The sequence below is a fragment of the Corynebacterium canis genome (assembly GCF_030408595.1).
Classification (GTDB): Bacteria; Actinomycetota; Actinomycetes; order Mycobacteriales; family Mycobacteriaceae; genus Corynebacterium; species Corynebacterium canis.
In genome coordinates, this window is record NZ_CP047080.1 from 1 (window position 1) to 18,599 (window position 18,599).

General features: G+C 59.0%; 16 protein-coding genes and 2 tRNA genes. 11 read left to right on the forward strand and 7 right to left on the reverse strand.

Annotation, left to right across the window (positions count from 1 at the left end; genetic code table 11):
• The 5 genes from dnaA (at window position 1) to gyrB (ending at window position 7,236) form a co-directional block, all read left to right on the forward strand.
• On the forward strand, window positions 1-1,647 hold the full coding sequence (dnaA, locus tag CCANI_RS00005; RefSeq protein ID WP_146325001.1) for a chromosomal replication initiator protein DnaA: 1,647 nt from the start codon (window positions 1-3) through the stop codon (window positions 1,645-1,647).
• Between the two features lie 500 nt (window positions 1,648-2,147).
• Window positions 2,148-3,332, forward strand: coding sequence for a DNA polymerase III subunit beta (dnaN, locus tag CCANI_RS00010; RefSeq protein ID WP_146324999.1), 1,185 nt, complete (start codon window positions 2,148-2,150; stop codon window positions 3,330-3,332).
• 15 nt (window positions 3,333-3,347) lie between these two features.
• The gene (gene recF / locus CCANI_RS00015) at window positions 3,348-4,526 is read left to right on the forward strand and encodes a DNA replication/repair protein RecF (protein ID WP_146324997.1); all 1,179 of its coding nucleotides are present in this window, start codon (window positions 3,348-3,350) and stop codon (window positions 4,524-4,526) included.
• Complete coding sequence (locus CCANI_RS00020; protein WP_146324995.1) at window positions 4,523-5,062, forward strand: DciA family protein; 540 nt, start codon at window positions 4,523-4,525, stop codon at window positions 5,060-5,062. The genes recF and CCANI_RS00020 overlap by 4 nt, the downstream gene beginning before the upstream one ends.
• 128 nt (window positions 5,063-5,190) lie before the next feature.
• Window positions 5,191-7,236, forward strand: coding sequence for a DNA topoisomerase (ATP-hydrolyzing) subunit B (gyrB, locus tag CCANI_RS00025; protein WP_146325062.1), 2,046 nt, complete (start codon window positions 5,191-5,193; stop codon window positions 7,234-7,236).
• 63 nt (window positions 7,237-7,299) lie between these two features.
• Here the strand turns inward: gyrB and CCANI_RS00030 are convergent, their stop codons facing one another.
• From CCANI_RS00030 to CCANI_RS00040, 3 genes are all read right to left on the reverse strand, one after another.
• Window positions 7,300-7,740, reverse strand: a complete 441-nt coding sequence (locus CCANI_RS00030; RefSeq protein ID WP_146324993.1) for a DUF6918 family protein — start codon at window positions 7,738-7,740, stop codon at window positions 7,300-7,302.
• Window positions 7,741-8,074: 334 nt separating this feature from the next.
• Window positions 8,075-8,338: a TetR family transcriptional regulator gene (locus CCANI_RS00035; RefSeq protein WP_246118264.1), complete on the reverse strand. Its 264-nt coding sequence runs from the start codon at window positions 8,336-8,338 to the stop codon at window positions 8,075-8,077.
• The gene (locus CCANI_RS00040; RefSeq protein ID WP_146324990.1) at window positions 8,338-8,559 is read right to left on the reverse strand and encodes a CopG family transcriptional regulator; all 222 of its coding nucleotides are present in this window, start codon (window positions 8,557-8,559) and stop codon (window positions 8,338-8,340) included. The genes CCANI_RS00035 and CCANI_RS00040 overlap by 1 nt, the downstream gene beginning before the upstream one ends.
• 205 nt (window positions 8,560-8,764) lie before the next feature.
• Here CCANI_RS00040 and gyrA point away from each other — a divergent pair, with 205 nt between their 5' ends.
• The 4 genes from gyrA (at window position 8,765) to CCANI_RS00060 (ending at window position 11,856) form a co-directional block, all read left to right on the forward strand.
• Window positions 8,765-11,254 (forward strand): DNA gyrase subunit A, encoded by a 2,490-nt coding sequence (gene gyrA / locus CCANI_RS00045; RefSeq protein ID WP_425457357.1) that lies wholly within the window; start codon window positions 8,765-8,767, stop codon window positions 11,252-11,254.
• Window positions 11,255-11,599, forward strand: coding sequence for a DUF3566 domain-containing protein (locus CCANI_RS00050; protein WP_146324986.1), 345 nt, complete (start codon window positions 11,255-11,257; stop codon window positions 11,597-11,599).
• A gap of 96 nt (window positions 11,600-11,695) precedes the next feature.
• A tRNA-Ile gene (locus CCANI_RS00055) sits at window positions 11,696-11,769 on the forward strand.
• A 14-nt stretch (window positions 11,770-11,783) separates the two neighbouring features.
• Window positions 11,784-11,856 (forward strand) — tRNA-Ala (locus CCANI_RS00060).
• Between the two features lie 45 nt (window positions 11,857-11,901).
• Here CCANI_RS00060 and CCANI_RS00065 read toward each other — a convergent pair.
• Window positions 11,902-12,465, reverse strand: a complete 564-nt coding sequence (locus CCANI_RS00065) for a hypothetical protein (protein ID WP_146324984.1) — start codon at window positions 12,463-12,465, stop codon at window positions 11,902-11,904.
• Between the two features lie 85 nt (window positions 12,466-12,550).
• Here CCANI_RS00065 and CCANI_RS00070 point away from each other — a divergent pair, with 85 nt between their 5' ends.
• Window positions 12,551-13,075 carry a peptidylprolyl isomerase gene (locus CCANI_RS00070; protein WP_146324982.1) on the forward strand — a complete coding sequence of 175 codons (525 nt, stop codon included), beginning with the start codon at window positions 12,551-12,553 and terminating at the stop codon, window positions 13,073-13,075.
• Window positions 13,076-13,152: 77 nt separating this feature from the next.
• Window positions 13,153-13,857, forward strand: a complete 705-nt coding sequence (locus CCANI_RS00075) for a rhomboid family intramembrane serine protease (RefSeq protein ID WP_146324980.1) — start codon at window positions 13,153-13,155, stop codon at window positions 13,855-13,857.
• Window positions 13,858-14,649: 792 nt separating this feature from the next.
• On the opposite strand, the gene crgA is transcribed toward CCANI_RS00075, so the two are convergent.
• From crgA to CCANI_RS00090, 3 genes are all read right to left on the reverse strand, one after another.
• Window positions 14,650-14,919, reverse strand: coding sequence for a cell division protein CrgA (crgA, locus tag CCANI_RS00080; RefSeq protein WP_146324978.1), 270 nt, complete (start codon window positions 14,917-14,919; stop codon window positions 14,650-14,652).
• Between the two features lie 113 nt (window positions 14,920-15,032).
• Entirely contained in the window at window positions 15,033-17,063 is a 2,031-nt protein-coding gene (pknB, locus tag CCANI_RS00085; protein ID WP_146324976.1) for a Stk1 family PASTA domain-containing Ser/Thr kinase, read from the reverse strand.
• Complete coding sequence (locus tag CCANI_RS00090) at window positions 17,060-18,598, reverse strand: serine/threonine-protein kinase (protein WP_146324974.1); 1,539 nt, start codon at window positions 18,596-18,598, stop codon at window positions 17,060-17,062. The genes pknB and CCANI_RS00090 overlap by 4 nt, the downstream gene beginning before the upstream one ends.
• Window position 18,599 lies beyond the last annotated feature (1 nt).

An 18,599-nucleotide genomic window follows, 5' to 3' on the forward strand; every position in this document is an offset into this window, starting at 1 on the left:
GTGCAAGAAGCAGCACTCCAGGAAAGCTGGAACCAGGTGATCAATGAGCTCCAACGGCTCTCCACCCTGCCCGAAACCGGCATCCCCACGCTGACGCATTCGCAAATCGCGCTGCTGCGTAACGTGCAGCCAGTGGCGATCGTCAACGGGTACGCCGTGCTCAATGCAAAGAGCTCCCGGGCACGCAAAATCGTGGAACACGATCTCCGCGAGCCGATCATTCAAGTCTTATCGGCACGCATGGGCACCCCCTGCAACCTCGCGGTCAGTGTCTCCGGAAACGACGATAACCAGCAAGATCACTCGTTTGAACACAACAACCACGAAGCGGCACCCCAACCCGAGCCGCAGCACCAGCCTACGGAACCCACGCATCAGCGCCAGGAGCAACACCCACAGGAATCGAAACCGGTAACATTCCTGCACGCCCAAGAGGCCACCAGCTGGCGCAATCTGAACATCGCCAAACCGGGCCAACGCGCCCAGCACACGCGGGAACACATCCCGCACCAGAACGATCCCACCGGTCCGCCCCGCTGGTCGATGGGCGCCGGCGCACGCCCAACTGGCAGGCATGCTCTGGTAACCACGCCGTCGACAAGCAATAACAGCGATCAGTCGCTGAACCCGCGCTATACCTTCGACTCCTTCGTTATCGGCTCGTCAAACCGCTTCCCGCACGCGGCGGCGGTGGCGGTGGCCGAAAACCCCGCGAACGCCTACAACCCCCTGTTTATCTGGGGCGGCTCCGGGCTGGGCAAAACGCACCTGCTGCACGCCACCGGCAACTATGCCCGCGAATTGCAATCCGGGCTGCGGGTGAAATACGTCTCCAGCGAAGAATTCACCAACGACTTCATCAACTCTATGCGCGATGACCGGCAGGAATCCTTTAAACGCCGGTACCGCAACCTTGACATGCTCATGGTGGATGACATCCAGTTCATCCAAGGCAAGGAAAGCACGCAGGAAGAGTTCTTCCACACCTTTAACGCGCTGCATCAGGCGAACAAACAGATCATTTTGTCCTCGGACCGGCCGACCAAGGAACTCACCACCCTGGAGGATCGCTTGCGCACCCGCTTTGAGCAAGGGCTCATCGTGGATATCCAGCCGCCGGACCTGGAAACGCGCATTGCCATCCTGATGAAAAAGGCGGAGATGGACCGCACCGAACTGGACAGGGACGTGTTGGAGCTCATTGCCAGCCGCTTTGAAAACTCCATCCGCGAACTGGAGGGCGCGCTGATCCGCGTGGCCGCGTACAGCTCCCTCAACCACGTGCCCATCACCACGGATACCGCCATGAAGGCGCTGCAGGACATCATGCCGGAGCGCACCGATGTGACCATCACCACGGCCGCGATCATGGATGCCACGGCGGAGTACTTCAATATCACGCTGGAGGCGCTGCGCGGCACCGGAAAGACGCGGTCCGTGGCGCACGCCCGGCAATTGGCCATGTACCTGTGCCGCGAGCTCACCGAATTGTCGTTGCCGAAGATCGGCGACAGCTTTGGCGGCAAGGACCACACCACGGTCATGTATGCGGATCGCAAGATCCGGAAAGAGATGAAAGAAAAGCCTGAGACTTTTGATCAGATTCAGGAGCTGACGCAGATCATCAAGGGGCGCGGTCGGACGTAGGGCGGCGCACCGGCAAAGACCCATTGCGGGCGATATTTTTCCACAGGGCGGTGGGGGTTTCGGGGGTTTTCCACAGACCCCGGAAAATGTGAGCCTGGCCACTTTTCTGGGGGCTGCACACCTGTGAACAACTGCAAAATCCCTGTGTATAACTAGGTAGCAAATTGTGGAATCTGTGTGGATAAAACTGTGGGATAAAAATTTATCCACAGACGGCCGATTTTATCCACAGTTTTTTCACAGGGTTATGCACAGGGCGATTTGGGCCGTTAGCTGTAAAAACAAACCCAATTCCACAATTGTACAGGCCCTACTGTAGTTACTATCTTTTTACCCTTGTAAAGAAAAGAAGAAAAAGGGCCTGGGGAAAACTTTGCGAATGTGCGGTGGTTGCGCGCCGACACACCGAGGGGAAAGCCACCCAGGTTTAAGATCCGGCGCGACTTCGCGGTAGTTTGGGTGTTGTCTGTTACGTCCAACTTCTTGAGGAGTCTGCGAGCATGGAGTTACAAGCGGTTTCATTCCGCGTCACGCAAGACGACTTGGCGGATGCCGTCGCCTGGGTTGCGCGCAGTTTGCCCTCCAAGCCAACTCAGCCGGTGCTGCGCGCCATGCTGATTACCGCCGACGACGAGGGACTTGAACTCGCTGGTTTTGACTATGAGGTTTCCACTAAGGCTCGCATCCCCGCCGAGGTAACGACTCCGGGACGCATCGCTGTGGCGGGCAAGCTTGTCGCGGAAATCACGGCGTCGCTGCCCAATAAACCCGTCGAGGTCATGGTCGAAGGCTCCAAGGTGTTGGTCCGGTGCGGTTCCTCCCGCTTTGAGCTTCCCAGCATCCCGTTGGACGATTACCCCCAACTCCCACAATTGCCGAAGAAAACCGGCGAGATTCACCCGCGCCTGTTCGCCGAGGCCGTCACCCAGGTGGCCATCGCGGCGGGGCGCGACGATACGCTCCCGATGCTCACCGGCGTGCACATGGAGGTCCATGGCGAGCGGATGTTGCTGGCGGCCACGGACCGCTTCCGCATGGCGGTGCGCCACCTTACGTGGAAGCCGGAGTCCGACGCCGTGGACGCGCGGCTCTTGATCCCCGCTAAAACGCTCCTAGACAACGCTCGCTCGCTTGATTCCGCCGGGTTGGATGTTTTAGACATCGCGGTGGGTACGGGCGAGCAGATCGGCAGAGAGGGCTTGTTTGGCGTCCATGCCGACGCCCGCCAAACCACCACCCGCATGCTGGACGCGGATTTTCCGAATTTCCAGCCGCTATTGCCCAAGACGCACACCTCGCTGGCCTCCGTGGAGATCGCCCCGCTGCAGACCGCAATCCGCCGCGTGGCGCTGATGTCGGACCGCAGCGCCCAGATCCGCATGGAGTTTTCTCCCGGCCAGGTGATCCTTTCCGCGGGCGGCGCGGACGCGGGCCACGCGGAGGAGGTGTTGCCGTGCGCGTTTGCCGGGGAACCGCTGCTTATCGCGTTTAACCCGGGCTACCTGCGGGATGGCTTGAGCGTGGTGCACACGGAGCGCGTGGTGTTTGGTTTCACGCAGCCTTCGCGTCCCGCGATTCTGATTCCGGAGCCCGCGGAGCTGCCGGAGGCGGGGGAGAACGGTGAGTTCCCCACCCCCGAAACCGATTTCACGTACCTGTTGATGCCGGTCCGGCTTTCGGGGTAGCCGGGGGTTTCGCGCATGTACCTCAGGTCGTTGGAACTGAGGGATTTCCGGTCGTGGCCGCAGCTTTCGGTGGCGCTGGAGCCCGGGGTGACGGTGTTCGTGGGCCGCAACGGGCACGGCAAGACCAATGTTGTGGAGGCGGTGGGCTATTTAGCACATTTGTCCTCTCACCGCGTGTCTCACGACGCGCCGCTGGTGCGCGCAAACCAGGCAAACGCACGGGTTTCTGCCACCGCCGTGAATCGCGGCCGCGAGCTGACCGCGCACCTGCTGATCCACCCGCACCGCGCGAACCAGGCGCAACTTAATAGAACAAAGGTTTCCTCGCCGCGGCAATTATTGGGCGTGGTGCAAACCGTGCTGTTTGCGCCCGAAGACATAGCGCTCGTGCGGGGCGAACCTGCCGAACGACGCCGCTACCTCGACGATGTTTTGGCTCTGCGCCTGCCTCGCCTCGCCGGGGTAAAGGCGGACTATGACAAGGTGTTACGCCAGCGCAACGCGCTTTTAAAAACGGCGCAGGCGGCGCTGCGGCGGGGCTATAATTCCGACGATGGGGCCGCCGCCCTTGCCACTTTGGATACGTGGGATGGCCAGCTCGCGGCTTTGGGGGCGCAGCTGCTTACCGCCCGGATGCAACTCGTACACATGCTCGGTCCGGAGGTTGCGGCGGCGTATCACGGGCTGGCGCCGGATTCCCGGGCGGCGTCGATACGCTACCGCTCCACGGTGCCCAATGTAGTGCTTGACGACGTCGCGGTGGCCGAGGCAGCCATGCTCGCCGAACTGGGGGTGCAGCGCAACCGTGAGATTGAGCGCGGCATGAGCCTGGTTGGGCCGCATCGGGACGACCTCGAACTGATGTTGGGGGAGCAGCCTGCCAAGGGATTTGCCAGCCACGGCGAAACTTGGTCGTTTGCGCTGGCCTTGCGCTTGGCGGTGTTTTCCTTATTAAAGCGCGAGGGTACGGAACCCGTCCTTATATTAGATGACGTGTTCGCGGAGCTTGATGGGAAGCGGCGGGCCGCCTTGGCGGAACTCGCTGCGCACGCCGAGCAGGTTTTGATCACGGCGGCGGTGGCTGCGGACATTCCGGAAAACCTGCAGGCCACGGCGTCTATTCATACGGTGACTGCGGTAGATGGCGGGGACGGCAGGGTTTCTGTGCTGGATGCGGAGGTGGCGCACGGATGAACGGGCAGCAATCCGGCGATTCAATAGCTAATGCATTCGAGGCGATTCGGGGCGAGGCGCTGCGCCGCACCGGTGCCGTGCCTGACCTTTCGAAGCAGGGGCAAGTGCGGCGTACCAAGCGCGTGCGGCAGGCGCTCCGCGGTCGCGCCACCGGCCCCGATGGGCGCGCGTTATGGCAGCAACGTGACGCGAGCTCGCTGGGCAGCGTAATGCAGGAAGAGATCCAACGCCGCGGGTGGCGCAAGGAGCTGGCCGGCGGCTGGGTGCATGGGCATTGGCACGTGGTGGTGGGGGAGAAGATAGCCCAGCACACAAAGGTGGAGATGCTGAAAAACCGTACCCTGCACATCACCTGCGATTCCACGGCGTGGGCGACGAACCTGAGGACCATGCAGCGGCAGATTTTGCAAACAATCTCAGAACGGGTGGGTCCGGACATTGTTGTGCAATTGAAAATTTATGGCCCGAAGGTCCCGAGTTGGCGGAAAGGGCCGCTGCACATTCAAGGACGGGGTCCGCGCGACACCTATGGCTAAGTTTAAAAACGTCGCCCAGCCATGTGGCAGCGCCGTAGACGCGTGTGACCCCTACCGTGCGTAGGGGGATAAGGGGTGTAAGATGAATGAGGTCTGTATCTATTCTGAGTGAGGAGTGCTGCACCATCGTGGCTGCCACAGAACATCAGTATGACGCCTCATCCATTACCATCTTGGAGGGCCTGGAAGCTGTTCGCAAACGCCCAGGCATGTATATCGGTTCCACCAGCGAGCGCGGCCTGCACCACCTCGTGTGGGAGGTTGTGGATAACTCCGTTGATGAAGCGATGGCGGGATATGCCGACAAAGTCGATGTAGTCCTGCTGGAAGACGGCGGCGTTGAGGTCAAAGACAATGGTCGTGGCATTCCGGTTGAAATGCACCCCTCCGGCGCGCCCACCGTGCAGGTTGTGATGACGCAACTCCACGCCGGCGGCAAGTTTGACTCGGAATCTTACGCCGTCTCCGGCGGTTTGCACGGCGTGGGTATCTCCGTGGTGAATGCCCTGTCCACCCGCGTCGAGGCGGACATCAAGCGCGATGGGCACCATTGGTACCAGAACTTTGTGAACGCGGTGCCCGAGGAGTTGGTTCAGGGCGGCGGCGCGCGCGGCACTGGAACCACGGTGCGGTTCTGGCCGGATCCGGAGATTTTTGAAACTACGGAGTTTCGGTTTGATTTGATTTCCCGCCGGCTGCAGGAAATGGCGTTTTTGAACAAGGGCCTTACGATCACGCTGACGGACCAGCGCGTTACCGAAGAAGAGCTGGAGCTAGAGGCGATCGCCGAGGCCGGCGAGGAGGCGGAGGCAGTCACTCCGCATTTCGACGATAGCGCCGAGGAGACCGCCGCTGCGCCGAAAAAGGGCGATAAACCGAGCGAACGAAAGCGCACGTTTTACTACCCGAACGGGCTGAAGGATTACGTCCAGAGCTTGAATAAAAGCAAGACGGTGATCCACCCCACGATTATTTCCTTCGAGGTCAAGGGCGAGGATAACGAGGTGGAGGTGGCCATGCAATGGAACTCCAGCTATTCCCAAAGCATCCACACCTTTGCCAACACCATCAAAACCGTCGAGGGTGGTGCCCACGATGAGGGTTTCCGCACTTCCTTGACCCTGTTGATGAACCGCTACGCCCGCGAGCACAAGCTGCTCAAGGACAAGGAACCGAACCTTACCGGTGAGGATTGCCGCGAGGGCCTATCCGCCGTGGTTTCGGTGCGGGTGGGTGATCCGCAGTTTGAGGGCCAGACCAAAACCAAGCTGGGTAATTCCGAGGTGCGTAGCTTTGTGCAGCGCGCGGTGTTTGAGCACTTCCAATATTGGTTGGAGGCGAATCCAGCCGAGGCAAAGACGATCATCAATAAGGCCATCAGTTCAGCTCATGCCCGCCAGGCTGCCCGCAAGGCCCGCGATTTGGTGCGCCGAAAGTCCGCGACGGATCTGGGTGGGCTGCCCGGCAAGCTCGCCGATTGCCGCACAAAAGACCCCGTAAAATCCGAGCTTTACATCGTGGAGGGTGACTCGGCAGGCGGATCTGCAAAGCTAGGCCGCGATTCCATGTTTCAGGCCATCTTGCCGCTGCGCGGCAAGATCCTGAACGTGGAAAAGGCCCGCTTGGATAAGGTGCTGCGCAATAACGAGGTGCAGGCGATTATCACCGCGTTGGGCACCGGCATCCATGATGAGTTTGATATTGATAAATTGCGCTACCACAAGATCATCTTGATGGCCGACGCCGATGTGGATGGTCAACACATTGCCACCCTGCTGCTAACGCTATTGTTCCGCTTTATGCCGCAGCTGATTGATGATGGTTACGTGTACCTCGCACAGCCGCCGCTATACAAGCTGAAATGGGCCAAGGGCGAGCCCGGGTTCGCCTTCTCAGACGCGGAGCGCGATGAGGAATTGAAGATCGGGCTCGAAGCCGGCCGCAAGATCAATAAAGACGACGGCATTCAGCGTTATAAGGGCCTCGGCGAAATGAACGCCAAGGAGCTGTGGGAAACCACCATGGATCCGTCCACGCGCATTCTGCGGAAGGTAACCATGGAGGATGCGCAAGGCGCCGACGAGCTGTTCTCCATCCTTATGGGCGATGATGTGGTGGCTCGCCGCTCCTTTATCACCCGCAACGCCAAGGATGTGCGCTTCCTCGACGTATAAGCGACAATGCGCGCCTGCTGCGGGCTTGTGCGGCGGGCGCGCTTGTTTCGGTGCTGGCCTGGGTTAGCCGGCGTGACGCTGGATAATGGCGCCGATGCTGGAGGCGTTGGCTTCCAGCGCCTGGGCGCCTTTACCGCGGATGGTGCCGTAAATCTTGGAGAGCGTGGCGTTGCCTTCATCTTGGGCGCGGCGATCGGTGATCTCGAGGATATCGTTAGCTACCTCAGCTTTCCGGTCATCGAGGAAGGCACCGAAGTCCGAGCCGCCAGCGGTGAGGAATGCCTGCCACTTCGGGTCGAGGGCATCGGCGACATCGGGGAGCAGGCGGGTGACAACCTTGGAAACGATTTCGGCATCGTATTTCGTGGCGGCCGCCATCGCACCCTTGACGGCGACACCGCCGACGCCAGACATGTCACTTACGCTCTTGGTGATCAGGTCAGAAACATCAGCAACCACGGCGCCTTGCGCTGCGCCGGTGAGCTTGGATTTCAGATCGGTCATCTATAACTTCCTTCGGATGTACGAATGTGTGGATCGCAGACCAGATTAGGCGTAACTCCCGGGTATCGGGATATCTTTTCGGATTCGCCCAGCTCACCGGGGTGAGAATACACCCTGTTGGGTGCCCACGGTGGGGCGCGGCGGTAGCAAATGCGCGAGTGAATCACACGCAAAAACGACCGCCATCAGGAGGACGCTGGGGCCTTGTGTGATGGGGTCGTTCGGGGTTGCGATTCTTCCACCACAGTCCACTCTTCACAAGAGTTAACTGCAATCACAACAGTCACAGAGTTTACATCTTTTCCAGTAGTGTCATCAAGATTTGCCGGGCGTGTCACGCATTCAGTCGGCGAAAAACCTCCCCCACCACAGTAGCGAATTCACGATTCCTATCGCTGAGCGGCGCTAACGCAATAATCGCGCGCTCAAGACCCTGACGTGCGGAATTAACGTTTTGAAAGAGCGTCACCCCCGCTATTTGCCCCCCGGTAATCGAAGCCGCAGCAAAGATTGCAGCAAAATCGATAACGTTCACGCGATATTGCTCACAAAACTCATCCGCGATCAGCAGCACCTGCTCCGGGCTCAAGTGTCGCATCAGCGTTTCCGAGGGGGAACCTGCCGGATCCGCCGCTCCAGCGTTGCGTACTCGGCGAGGTAGGTGCGTGCAAGCTCGGCCACCTCGGCGTCGATAAGCGTGCGTGCGGCGGCGGCAACAATCGCGCGGACCGCCGCCTCCTGCTTACTCGTGCCCTGTGCGGCGGCTAAGAGGGTAAGCGCGCGGTCCTGGTCGGGGGAGAGCCGTAACGTCATTGCCATGCGCGCAATGATACCAAGATGGTATCGCGAGCCCCCGCTTTTCGCCCGAAAACGCCCCCTAAAGGGCCCCTGGCGCGGCTGCGGCCGGTAAACTGGGGAAGACTGAAGGAAGAAAGCTCCAAACAAAAGGTGAATAGTGAGCGACGATAATTTTGAGGGCGAGGACCTCTTCGACCGCATTCGACCGATTGATATCGGCGAGGAAATGCAATCCTCCTACATCGACTACGCCATGTCCGTCATCGTCGGGCGTGCGCTGCCGGAGGTGCGTGACGGCCTGAAGCCGGTGCACCGCCGCATCCTGTACGCGATGTTTGATAACGGCTACCGCCCGGAACGCAGCTACGTAAAATCCGCGAAACCGGTTGCGGACACGATGGGTAACTACCACCCGCACGGCGACTCCGCCATCTACGACACCCTCGTGCGTATGGCGCAGCCGTGGTCCATGCGCTACCCGCTGGTGGACGGCCAGGGCAACTTCGGTTCGCGCGGTAACGACGGCCCCGCCGCCATGCGTTACACCGAGTCCCGGTTGACGCCGCTGGCCATGGAAATGGTGCGCGATATCCGCGAAAACACCGTGGACTTTGTGCCGAACTACGACGGCAAGACCACCGAGCCGACGGTGCTGCCCTCCCGCGTGCCCAATTTGCTTATGAACGGCTCGGGCGGCATCGCCGTGGGCATGGCCACCAATATTCCCCCGCACAACCTCCGCGAGCTTGCCGACGCCATCTACTGGATGCTGGAAAACCCAGACGCCGACGATGCCACCGCCCTGGAAGCCTGCATGGAATACATCAAGGGCCCCGATTTCCCCACCGCGGGCTTGATCGTGGGCGAGCAGGGCATCCGCGACGCCTACACCACTGGGCGCGGTTCCATTCGCATGCGCGGCGTGACTAGCATTGAGGAGGACGGGCAGCGGCAGACCATTGTGATTACGGAGCTGCCGTACCAGGTGAACCCCGATAACCTGATCTCCAATATCGCGGAGCAGGTAAAGCAGGGCAAGCTGGTGGGCATTTCCAAGGTTGAGGACGAGTCCTCCGACCGCGTGGGCATGCGCATTGTGGTGACGTTGCGTCGCGACGCCGTGCCCCGCGTTGTGCTCAATAACCTGTTCAAGCATTCACAGCTCCAGACTAGCTTTGGTGCCAATATGCTTTCCATTGTCGACGGCGTGCCCCGCACCCTCCGCATCGACCAAATGGTGCGCTACTACGTCGAGCACCAAGTCGATGTGATCGTACGGCGCACCCAATACCGCTTGGATGAGGCCGAAAAACGCGCCCATATCCTGCGCGGTTTGGTGAAAGCCCTGGACATGCTCGACGAGGTTATCGCCTTGATTCGGGCCTCCGCCACGGTGGATATCGCCCGCAACGGGTTGATCGACCTGCTGGATATTGATGAGATTCAGGCGGACGCGATCTTGGCCATGCAGCTGCGCCGGTTGGCCGCGCTGGAACGCCAAAAGATCATCGACGAATTGGCGGAGATCGAGCTGGAAATCGCCGACCTGAAGGATATTTTGGCGCGGCCGGAACGTCAGCGCGCCATTATCCGCGACGAGCTCAAAGAGATCGTGAATAAGTACGGCGACGACCGCCGCACCCAGATCGTGGCAGCCAGCGGCGAGGTGCGGGAAGAAGACCTTATTGTCCGCGAAAACGTGGTGGTGACCATCACCTCCACCGGCTACGCCAAGCGCACCAAGGTGGACCTTTACCGCAACCAAAAGCGCGGCGGCAAGGGCGTGATCGGTGCCGAACTCAAGCAGGACGACGTGGTGCGCCACTTCTTTGTGTGCTCGACCCATGACTGGATCCTGTTCTTTACCAACTATGGCCGCGTCTATCGCCTAAAGGCCTTCGAGCTGCCGGAGGCGGCGCGCACCGCCCGCGGCCAGCACGTGGCCAACCTGCTGGAATTCCAGCCGGGGGAGCAGATCGCCCAGGTCATCCAGATTCAAAGCTACGAAGACGCACCCTACCTGGTGCTTTCCACCGCGCACGGCCGCGTGAAAAAGACCCGCCTTTCGGAGTACGATTCCGTGCGCTCCGGCGGCCTGCGCGCCATCAATCTCAACGAGGAAGACCGCCTGATTGGCGCCGCGTTGTGCAACGGTGACGATGACCTCCTCCTTATCTCCGAAGAGGGCCAAGCGCTGCGCTTTAAGGCCAACGATGAGACCCTGCGGCCCATGGGGCGCGCTACCCAAGGCGTGAAGGGCATGCGTTTCCGCGGCGAGGACCAATTGCTCGCCATGTGTGTGGTGCGCGATGGAAACTACCTGATGGTGGCCACGAAGGGCGGTTATGGCAAGCGCACCCCGATGAAGGAATACCCCGTAAAGGGTCGCGCGGGTCTTGGCGTGGTCACATTCAAGTACACTCCAAAGCGCGGCAAACTGATCGGCGCCTTGGCCGTTGATGATGATGACCAAATCTTCGCCATTACCACCGCTGGCGGCGTGATCCGGACCTCCGTAAACCAGATTCGCCCATCCAACCGCAAGACCATGGGCGTACGCTTGGTGGACCTGCCAAACGGCGAGGAACTGTTTGCCATTGACCGCAATGTGGAACGGGAAGAGGAAGGCGAAGACATCGAAACTACGCAGGTCACTCCCGAGGAAGCAGAGCAGGTAGAAGTTCAGCAAACGCTCGACGAGGGTGAGGATTCTTAAATGTCAAGCCGCAATGTCACCGTCCGTAGAGTGTCACCAGTGTCGGTTTTCCGCACTGCATTGGCTTTGTCGTTAGCCGGGTTGGTGGCATGGATCCTATGCGTATGCATCGTGTATTTCGTGTTGAGCATGGTGGGCGTGTGGGAACAACTCAACGGCGCCGTCGGCGGCGTTGGGGGCTCCGAATTCATTACGTTCCCGATTGTGCTGAGCGCCGCCAGCCTGTTTGGCGCAATGGGCACCTTGTGCATTTCCGCGCTTTCGCCATTAGCAGCAATGATGTATAACGCATTTGTCGATCTTTTTGGCGGAATAGTTCTTACCCTCCAAGAAGACTCCGAATAAGGTGAAAAAACCCTGGTGAAACGCGGCCAAAAACCAAGTTTCACCAGCGGATTTGCCTAAGTGTTGGATGCTGGGTAAAGTTCTATCTCGTTCCCAGGGCCTATAGCTCAGTTGGTTAGAGCGCATCACTGATAATGATGAGGTCGCAAGTTCAATTCTTGCTAGGCCCACTAGGAACAAAAAAGGGGCATTAGCTCAATTGGTAGAGCACCTGCTTTGCAAGCAGGAGGTCAGGAGTTCGATTCTCCTATGCTCCACACGAATAACACCGCCGACCGAATCGAGTCAGCGGTGCTTTTTCATTATTTCTCCGAATCCTCTGAATCCTCATCCTCATCGGTGGGGGTTTCCGTGGAATACACCAGCACGGACTCCTCCGAGTCTTCCGATTCGTCGAAATCATCAACCCGCGGCGGCGTGACTTCCGGTTCCTCGATCGGGGCGAAGAACCAGTACGCAACGGCAGCCAAAGCCGCCACAATGCCAACGATTACACCGAATTTCACGGTCTTTTTCCAGGCGGCCTTGACGCACTTGCAGCACTTCTTCCGCTTGGATTCTGGCTGCACTGGCTGCAACGAGGTTTGGGCTTTTGCAATGACCTTCTGCGCGGCCGCTTCGGCGTCCTCAAACGCATCAGACAGGGCGCTATCCAGGCGATTACGGGCTGCGCGGGTTACCGCCCCGGCATCATCAATGAACTCCTCAGCGCGTTCGGCGGCGGTGGAGCGAAACTGGTTGGTGGCAGACGCGGCGTCGGCAAGCGCATCGTACGCTTCCACAGCCTTGCGTTGACGGTAATCGTTCAACGCGCGAACGCCAGCACGGGTGACCTGGAGAGCGGTCCGAAGCACTGTCGTGTTCATAGGTGGTCCTTTAATAGAAGTCCGAAATGAATTGGTTCACACTCAAGCGTAGCGATGTATTGCAGAGTTCACTACGATAGGCGACATGACCCTTAAGACAGCTACCGCGATTCTGCACACGAACCGTGGCGACATTGTCATCGAACTCTTTGGAAATCACGCCCCAGAAACAGTGGAAAACTTCATTGGTCTGGCACAAGGTACCAAAGAATACCGCACCGCAAACGCCGCAGGTGAAGCCACTGGTCCATTCTACAATGGTGCAGTATTTCACCGCGTGATCGATGGATTTATGATCCAAGGCGGCGACCCCACCGGTACCGGTCGCGGCGGCCCCGGCTACATGTTTGGTGATGAATTCCACCCAGAACTCCAATTCAACCGCCCCTACCTGCTGGCAATGGCAAATGCCGGGCCAGGAACAAATGGCTCCCAGTTCTTCATCACAGTGGCACCGACGCCGCACCTGAACATGCGCCACACCATTTTCGGCGAAGTTGTTGACCAAGCCTCCAAAGACGTAGTAGATCAAATTGCGCGGACCGCGACCGACCGCATGGACCGGCCCGTGGAACCCGTTGTGATCGAGAGCATCGACATCACCGAATAGGCAAAAAACAAATCCTGTAAGGCCCGTACCTGCATCGTTGCGTGTGTGGTACCGGGCCTTTTTCGCATTGAAAGGTCATGCTGATGACGCAATGGTTGAGCAAAGCGCAGCGCGAAGCTCCCGTGACGCTGCTGTTATGCAGCGCAATGATAGCGATCTACCTGGTTACTGCGGTTCAATCACAATCGTTCCTGCACAACATTGAATACAGCTCACTCGCCGAAGACTGGGTGCTGTACTACCCGCAAATGCTGGTAGAAAGCTGGGGCTGGGTGCGCGCCATCACCGGTGCCTTTATCCACATTGGGCCGGTGCATTTAGGGCTTAATACTATAGCGCTTTTTCTATTTGGCAGGGAAGTGGAAAAAGGACTCGGCAGTGTGGCGCTTTTTAACGCCTTCCTTGCCGGTGCCCTCGGATCCTCTGCCGCCGTGATCTGGTTTGCGCCGGAATCGCCCACAGCGGGCGCATCAGGGGCCGTTTACGCGCTGATGACCCTGTACGTTGTGGTGGCGTTGCGGAGGCGGCTAGAAATCCGAGGATTGCTTGTACTGATCGTGGTGAACATCCTGTTCACGCTGATGTGGTCCGAGGTGATTTCTGTGTGGGGACACTTCGGAGGGCTCGCCGTGGGAATCGCACTGGCGATCGTAACTTGGGCCATCCGCCAAAAAGGGGTACTCAATGTGGCCTACATCTTGCTGTGTGCAACCTGTCTGGGTGCCGTTTTTTGGCGTCTTGGGCTGTTATCCACAACTGCGCCTGTGTTAACAACGTTGTGAATTCCACCGGTGTGAAAAACGGCGGTTTGAGTTGTCCACCGGGCCGGTGGACAACTTGGCGTTGTGCACAGGCGGTGAAGTTATCCACACACGTTATCCACATTGTGGATAATTACATGGGTGTAGTTTTTCATCTTCGTAAGCACGGACGTTCGATGGCCTAGGGTAAACGGTCGGTGAGCAGCGAAATATTCGCTGGTTTGACCAGTTGGGGATAAGTAGTGCACAGAGTTATCCACAGCCTGTGGATACTGTGGACAAGTGTAAAACCAGATTTTGGTAGTGCGCGATCCACAGTGTTGTTCACAGCCTGTGGATAACTTTTCCCACAGGGGTGTGTGCAACGTTATCCACAAATCACCTGTGTGTAAGCCTGTAAAACTGTGGATAACTAGTTTTCTACACAGGGGCTAGTGCGGGTGTTTGTGCAGCTTGTGAATAACCTGTGAGTTTTGAAGCAAACCGGCGGTAAGCGGGGGTCACTAGTGTTCGAGCCGCTTCGAACATGTGTATTCCGGTGCGGTGTTGGGTCCGTGGCGGTGGCTGCGGGGGTGAGTTTCTAGTCGACGGTCTTCTTTGCGTAGTTTTCCGCCTCGGCAGCAAGTTCGCCTTCTAGAATGTCTGCTACATCTGTCTGGAGCGTGTATTTGGTACCGGTTCTGTGGTTCACAGCCCAATCCTCAACCACTGGAAAACGGGGGACTAAGGCAAGTTGTGGAAGTCACGTTCGAAGGCTAGGCAGCAAAAAGCCGCCACGTTTCCGTGACGGCCTATACAAAAACTGGAGGCGGCTTAGCGCCAACCCATGGTCATAAGGAGACCCACGATCATGAGGGCAAAGCCGATGGCGTAGTTCCACGGGCCAAGTTCCATCATGAACGGGATGTGCGGGCTGGCGAGGTAGTACACCACCATGTACAGCAGGCCCGCAGCGATCAGGGTGAACATGAGGATCTTGTACCACAGCGGCGTGCTGCTGCTGTTGATTTTTACCGGGGTGCGGTTGGCGGATGCACCCGAGGAGATCGGGGTAGAGCTAGGGGAGACCTTTGATTTAGGCAACTTGAGTGCACCTTCCAAAAATATAGAACTACAGTTGCTGCGGCGGCGGCATGGTAGTGCCAACGACCGCGGGTACTCCCCAACAACTTAGCAGGGAGTACCCGAAGTGGAAATTAGTTGCCTCCAAGGAGGTTAAAGATAAACACACCAACTGTGACTTTCCCGTTCTTTGGCAACGGTGTTCCAGGTGCCGGCGATTGATGCGCAATCTTGCCTTGATCAATCAAAGAGTTTGTATCCACACGTTCCTGCGTCAAGTTGCTGTCAGGGCCTTCCCAGCCGGCGGCGCGCAGCGCACCGATAGCTTGCCCGACATTCATGCCAACGAGGTTAGGTGTGGTCAATGCGCGGCCATTAGAAACCTGAACCGTCAGCTCCGCGCCCTTGGAGGTTTGCGTGCCCTCTTGTTCACCGGCGGGGCCGGTCACCGAGATCACGGTGCCTTCCGGCTCGGAGGAATCAATGTATTCCACGTGCGGAATGAACTCCATCGACGTGAGGTTGCTTTCCGCCGTTGCCCACCGGCTACCGGAAATAACGGGAATGCGAACCATTGCAATGCCCGTGGATACGGTCACGGTGATGGTCGTGCCCTTGGTCACCTGAGACCCAGCCGAAGGGGACATCTCAACGATCTCACCTTCAGGCACGGAATCCGAGGGCGCCTCCTTGATGGTGTCGTCAAGTTTCAGATCAGCCTTTTCCAGGATCTTTTTCGCCTCGTCCGCCTTTTTCCCAGTGACATCCGGCACCTCGGTGACCTCCTTGCCGGAGGACACAAACAACACAACCTCGCTGCCCTGGGTAACTTGCGTCCCGGCATCGGGATCAGTGCTAATCACGCTGCCGCGGGGTACTTCCGGATCGGTCTTTGTCTCTACGGAAACCTTAAAGCCAGCCTCTTCCAAGCGTTTCACAGCCGCGGCTTCGCTGATGCCGCTCACGCGTGGAATAGAAACCTTATTGCTCGCGCTAATTCCGCTACCGGTGACGTAGTCATATGCAAACACACCCGCAACGCCCAATACGATCACCGTGACTATGGAAGCCAGCCACATGATCCAAGCCTTGCTTCGCTTGGCGGGTTCTTCGCTTTCCGCAGCCGTCGGCGCAAGGTGTTGCGTCGGCGCGCTCGCCATTAATGCCTGTTCCTCAGGCAGCATCACCGGAGGAATCTCTCCGGGCTGCGGCGTAATGCTCAGGTCCGGCGGCGTCCCGATGGTAGTCGGCGCACCCGCCATCACCGGATTCATGGGAAGTGCACTGGTTAAATGCGCCTGCGCGGCGCGGGCCACCGCATTGCGGCTCACCCGTGAAAAGTCTTCCGCCAATTCCATGGCGGTTTGATAGCGATCGGCCGGGTTCTTCGCCATTGCTGTAAGTGCGACGGCGTTGACGTTCGTGGCCATTGTCGGCGACAACCCGGGGATAAATTCCGAAGGCGGCGGCGCGGTATCCTGCACGTGCTGATATGCCACCGCGAAGGCGGTTTCCCCTTCGAAGGGCGGCCGCCCAGCAACGATCTCGTAAAACACACAGCCAAGCGAGTAAATGTCGGACCGCGGGTCCGTGTTTTTGCCACGCGCCTGCTCTGGGGAAAGGTACTGCGCCGTGCCGATCACCGTTGCGGTTTGGGTCATCGCGGAACTGGCGTCCGTAAACGCCCGAGCGATGCCAAAGTCCATCACCTTCACCGCACCGGTGTTCGTAATCATGATGTTTGCCGGCTTGATATCGCGGTGCACAATCCCGGCTTCGTGGGAAACGGCCAACGCTTCGCACACTGGGACGAGCACTTTCGCGGCGTCGGCAGGCGCGAGCGGACCGTCTTCGATGACGATGTCGCGCAACGTCCGCCCGTGCACAAGCTCCATAACAATATAGGGAACGGCCGTGCCTTGGATCTCGGTTTCGCCGGTATCGTAGATGGACACGATCGCGGGGTGGTTCAGCCGGCCGGAGTTTTGCGCCTCCCTCCGGAAGCGCTCCTTAAACGTGGTATCGCGCGCCAGTTCGAGCCGCATCATTTTTACGGCTACGGGTCGGCCTAGCAGCGTGTCGGTTGCGGCATACACGTCAGACATGCCGCCGCTACCGATAATGCTACCGAGCTCGTAGCGGTTCGAAAGTAGTTGCGCACTCACTGCTCACTCTCCTCGGGCTCTCCGGTCGAAGGTGGGCTGGGCGCCACGCTCGTCGGCGGAACTTCCACGGTGGTCGGTGTTTGCGTCGGAAGGAATGGGATTGCCGTCGGGAACGGGAACGTGTTCGCGTTTGTAGGTGTAATCTGCGGCTGCGTCTGAATCGGCTGCTGCGATTGTTGTGGCACGATCGGCGTGGACTGATCCGGCTGCGTGTTCGGTAATTGCTGGGTTGGCACCTCTTCGGAAACATCCTCCGAAGAGGAAGAAGACGAACGCGAGGTCTGCGTAGAGCTCGGCGTAGTCGTCGGGTTAGAGCCGCCGTTCATCAGGCTTAACAGCAGCCAAATGCCCACGGCGCCGATCGCCAAAACCAATACCGCAAGCAATGCGTAAATGCTGTTATTGCTATTGCTCGATTGGTCGTACGCGGGGCGCTGCCCGGCACGTCGGGGGGCGTTCGGACCAGCCCCAACGGGCATGCGCTGGCCGTTTTGATCCGAGCCACCTGGCGGCATGTGGCGCTGCGGCAATTGGCGCTGCTGCATATTCGTAGGATGCTGCGGCGGCACCTGCGGCCCCTGGATGGGGCGCTGAGACATCACGGCGGTGCCCTGCATACCGGTCGGCGGCCGCTGGATCTGCGTCTTTATGTTCGCGTTGTTCGTGCGCGGCTCCGGCAAGAGCGGGCGGTTACCCTTCCGCACCGCCGCGATCGCCTCCGCTAGGGCCTTGCCGTCCTGGTAGCGGCGTTCCGGATCCTTACGCAGGGATACCCCGATAAGGTCGCGCGTGGGTTGGGAGATCCTTTCGGGCAGCGGGCGCGGCTGTTGGTTAATGTGTGCGATGGCCACGGACACGGAGGAATCCCCGGCAAAGGGCCGCCGCCCGGCGAGCATTTCATAGCCGACTACGCCCAAGGAATACACGTCCGTAGCTGCGGTGACTTGCTTACCCTGGGCCTGTTCCGGGGACACGTATTGGGCGGTACCAACCACCATGCCGGTGCGCGTCAACGGCACAGCTTCCGCGGCCTTGGCAATGCCAAAGTCGGCGATCTTGACGGTGCCGTCTTCGGCGATCAGCAGGTTGCCCGGCTTCATATCGCGGTGCACCATGCCCATGCTGTGGATAATGGCCAGGCCATTGGCGGCTTGTTCGAGGATGTCCAGAGTCTCTGATTCGTTAATGCTGGTTTCCTGCAGCAGGCGTTCCGCGAGGGTTTCGCCGCGCACGTATTCCATGGCGATAAAGCAGAACGTGTTTCCAGAAGGGTCCGGCAACTCACGGTAATCAAACGTACGTACAACGTTGGGCGAGTCGATGCCTTCCGAAGCCTGCGCTTCATTGCGGAACCGGCTCAAAAACTCAGCGTTGTCTGCAAACTCTGGGCGAAGGACTTTCACCGCAACTTCTTCATTGGTGCGCGTGTCCGTGGCCAGCCACACGGTGGACATGCCACCGTGTCCGATGACGCGCTGCAGTGCGTAGTCTTCTCCGATAAGCTCTTGCAAACGCACTTGGGAATCAGTACTCATG

Coding starts and splice junctions, on each gene's coding strand:
- dnaN (WP_146324999.1), top strand. CDS start 2,148: ATGGAGTTACAAGCGGTTTCATTCCGCGTCACGCAAGACGACTTGGCG.
- recF (WP_146324997.1), top strand. CDS start 3,348: ATGTACCTCAGGTCGTTGGAACTGAGGGATTTCCGGTCGTGGCCGCAG.
- CCANI_RS00020 (WP_146324995.1), top strand. CDS start 4,523: ATGAACGGGCAGCAATCCGGCGATTCAATAGCTAATGCATTCGAGGCG.
- CCANI_RS00030 (WP_146324993.1), bottom strand. CDS start 7,740: ATGACCGATCTGAAATCCAAGCTCACCGGCGCAGCGCAAGGCGCCGTG.
- CCANI_RS00035 (WP_246118264.1), bottom strand. CDS start 8,338: ATGCGACACTTGAGCCCGGAGCAGGTGCTGCTGATCGCGGATGAGTTT.
- CCANI_RS00040 (WP_146324990.1), bottom strand. CDS start 8,559: ATGGCAATGACGTTACGGCTCTCCCCCGACCAGGACCGCGCGCTTACC.
- gyrA (WP_425457357.1), top strand. CDS start 8,765: ATGCAATCCTCCTACATCGACTACGCCATGTCCGTCATCGTCGGGCGT.
- CCANI_RS00050 (WP_146324986.1), top strand. CDS start 11,255: ATGTCAAGCCGCAATGTCACCGTCCGTAGAGTGTCACCAGTGTCGGTT.
- CCANI_RS00065 (WP_146324984.1), bottom strand. CDS start 12,465: ATGAACACGACAGTGCTTCGGACCGCTCTCCAGGTCACCCGTGCTGGC.
- CCANI_RS00070 (WP_146324982.1), top strand. CDS start 12,551: ATGACCCTTAAGACAGCTACCGCGATTCTGCACACGAACCGTGGCGAC.
- CCANI_RS00075 (WP_146324980.1), top strand. CDS start 13,153: ATGCTGATGACGCAATGGTTGAGCAAAGCGCAGCGCGAAGCTCCCGTG.
- CCANI_RS00090 (WP_146324974.1), bottom strand. CDS start 18,598: ATGAGTACTGATTCCCAAGTGCGTTTGCAAGAGCTTATCGGAGAAGAC.